The following is a 3,475-nucleotide window of genomic DNA, read 5'->3' on the forward strand; positions in this document are numbered from 1 at the left end:
TCCCGACTGAAGAATCGGGATCGCAATGACGAAAATAAAACGTTAATGCTAACAGGAATGATGTTTAGGACAGTCGTTCATTGCGAGGGCGTATTTTATGACAGTGGCAATCTTATTTTTTACAAATGAGATTGCTTCTCCCGATGAAGAATCGGGATCGCAATGACGAAAATAAAACGTTAAATGCTAACAGGAATGATGTTTAGGGCAGTCGTTCATAGCGAGGGCGTATTTCAGGACCGTGGCAATCTTATTTTTTACAAATGAGATTGCTTCTCCCGATGAAGAATCGGGATCGTAATGACGAAAAGAAAACTCAATAGTGGCGTATCTGACAAACAGATTATTCTAGTTGTCAACATTGAGCTGGTCTTTGACTCGATGCAGACTGACAATAATTGTGCTTAACGATATTATTAATCTCTCAATTTAGTTTGTTGGGGTTTCCAGACTTCGCAACTATCAATCCAGTATTTCCGGCTGGTGGCGATGTTAATTATTTGTTTAGGTTATGGTTTCAAATATCTGATAATAAATAAAATATATTATTATAAGTTATCGAACCAATAATAAACAAAACTTATGTTTCCAATTTAGGGTTGTTAGGTGAACATACCTAATAAAACATACCATGGCTAAAAAAGATACTGGTAGCGATCCAAAATTTGCTTCCAAAACCACTGTGCAGGATTCTCCGGCACTTACAGCACTTTTCAAAGATTCCATTGCAGATTTATTTTGGGCGGAGAACCATTTGGTTAAATCTCTTCCTAAAATGATTTCAGCAGCGACATCCGCAAACCTAAAAAAGGCCATCACATCTCATTTGGAAGAAACTAAAACACATGTAACAAGGTTAGAGCAGGTTTTCGAATTGCTGGATGAAAAGGCAATTGCCAAAAAATGCGATGCTATGGAAGGCTTAACTAAAGAAGCTGAAGGCATTGTTGAAGAAACAGAGGCTGGAACAGCTACACGTGATGTTGGAATTGTGCTGGCTTCACAAAAAGTAGAACATTATGAGATTGCGAGTTATGGAGGTCTGCATCAATTGGCGATTACATTAGGGCTTGATGAGGTGGCTTCATTGCTTGAACAAACTTTAAATGAAGAAAAACAAGCTGATTTAAAGCTAACAGAAATTGCAGAGAACGATATTAATTACAAAGCTGCTGAAGAAGCATAACCGAGATATTATGGTAAAGAAAAACACTCAGCAATCGCCTGAGCCCTCACAACAAGAGAACGATAAAACAAAAAAACTGGAGTCATTCATCGCCGATTCAACCGGCGAATCACTGACAACCAATCATGGTGTAAAAATTAATGATGATCAGAATTCACTCAAAGCAGGAGAAAGGGGGGCAACACTTCTGGAAGATTTTATTTTGCGTGAAAAAATTACCCATTTTGATCATGAAAGAATTCCAGAACGCATTGTACATGCCAGAGGTTCAGCAGCCCACGGGGTTTTTAAAGTTTATGAAGACCAATCGGCATTAACCCGTGCTGCTTTTTTAACTGATCCTGGTCAGGAAACACCTGTATTTGTCCGTTTTTCTACCGTTGCTGGCTCCCGTGGATCGACAGATCTTGCCCGTGATGTGCGTGGATTTGCTGTAAAGTTTTATACGCAGGAAGGAAATTTCGATTTGGTAGGCAATAACGTTCCTGTATTTTTTATTCAGGATGCTGTGAAATTCCCGGATTTGATTCACGCGGTAAAACCGGAACCAGATAATGAGATGCCTCAGGCAGCTTCAGCACATGACACTTTTTTGGGATTTTATTTCCCACCTTCCTGAATCGGCACACATGATCATGTGGGCAATGAGCGATCGGGCTTTACCGAGAAGTTACCGCATGATGGAAGGGTTCGGCGTCCATACTTTCCGTTTTGTCAATGCTCAAGGTGTTTCCAATTTTGTTAAATTTCACTGGAAACCTTTATTGGGCGTACACGCGGTTGCCTGGGATGAAGCACAAAATATTTCAGGTAAAGATCCTGATTTTCACCGACGCGATCTTTGGGATGCCATTGAAGCCGGTGCTTTTCCCGAATGGGAATTAGGGGTGCAAATTATTCCTGAAGAGGATGAATTTAAATTTGAATTCGACATTCTCGACCCGACAAAACTCATTCCCGAAGAACTTGTACCTGTGCAACGCATTGGCAAGATGACCCTGAATAGAAATCCTGATAATTTCTTTGCTGAAACAGAGCAGGTAGCCTTTCATGTTGGGCATGTGGTTCCAGGTATTGATTTTACAAATGATCCATTGTTGCAAGGACGTTTATTTTCATATACCGATACACAGTTAATCCGTTTAGGCGGCCCGAATTTTCATGAAATTCCGATAAACCGGCCAGTGGTTCCTGTGCACAATAATCAGCGTGATGGTTATATGCGACAAACTATTAACAGAGGAAAAACCAGTTATGGGCCAAATGGTCTGGCAGCAAACGATCCACAACAGGTAAAAGCTGCAGATGGTGGGTTTGTAAGTTATAATGAACGCATTGATGCCAGGAAAATCAGAGCCAGAAGCAGAAGTTTCTTTGATCACTTTTCACAGGCGAGGTTATTTTTCAATTCACAAAGTGATCCTGAACAGAACCACATCATCGATGCATTAAGTTTCGAACTGGGAAAAGTAAAAGCAGTAGAAATTCGCGAAAGAATGCTGGCAGTGCTTGCCCAGATTGATAAAGGCCTCGCAGGTGCTGTAGCATTTGCATTGGGTTTACATGTACCAGATATTGCGCTTGAATCATTGAATAGCAGTATTCCGGCTGATGGAGATCCTGCAGATTATGCTTCCCTAAATCCTGAAGGCAGTCTGGCGGCTTCAGCGGCATTAAGTATGGCTGGAACAATAAAAGATACCATTAAAACCCGTAAGGTGGCTATTCTTGCTGCAGATGGGGTAGATGGAGCTTCATTAAGTACAGTTAAAGATGCGCTTGTAGCAGCAGGGGCCGTGGTGCACATCATCTCGCCTAAACTGGGCAAAATTATCTCGCAGGAAGATCAGGAAATTGTTCCTGATGAAAGTTTCCTTACCGCGGCTTCGGTATTATACGATTCGGTTTATGTGCCTGGCGGAACAAATTCAGTAGCTACTTTAGAAGCTGAAGCCAATGCCATTCATTTCTTAAATGAAGCATTTAAACATTGCAAAGCTATTGCAGCAGATGAACAGGCATTACAAGTTTTGGAATCAACTTATTTCTATAAAAAACTTCCGGCAGAATATTCGAAGGAAACTGTTTTAAGAGAAGGCCTTTTAGTTTCAGGTCAGGCTGATGAATTGAGCAGTATCTTTAAAGAAATGATTGCCTTGCACCGGTTTTGGGAAAGGGAAAATCCTAGAAAAATTCCGGCATAAAAATAAAAAGGAGGATTTACTATCCTCCTTTTTATTTTTATTAATTAAAGGTACTAATTTTCTTGTACTTGTCTTCAGTTAGCTA

The 3,475-nt window shown here is 40.5% G+C and carries 1 protein-coding gene and 1 pseudogene; both read left to right on the top strand.

From position 1 onward, the window contains the following. The first annotated feature begins 631 nt into the window (after positions 1–631). Positions 632–1,186: a YciE/YciF ferroxidase family protein gene (locus ON09_RS23155; RefSeq protein WP_010603452.1), complete on the top strand. Its 555-nt coding sequence runs from the start codon at positions 632–634 to the stop codon at positions 1,184–1,186. 10 nt (positions 1,187–1,196) lie between these two features. Next, positions 1,197–3,390 (top strand): annotated as a pseudogene (locus tag ON09_RS23160) (catalase). Positions 3,391–3,475 lie beyond the last annotated feature (85 nt).

This window comes from Pedobacter agri PB92, assembly GCF_000258495.1.
Lineage (GTDB): Bacteria > Bacteroidota > Bacteroidia > Sphingobacteriales > Sphingobacteriaceae > Pedobacter > Pedobacter agri.

Coding starts and splice junctions, on each gene's coding strand:
- ON09_RS23155 (WP_010603452.1), top strand. CDS start 632: ATGGCTAAAAAAGATACTGGTAGCGATCCAAAATTTGCTTCCAAAACC.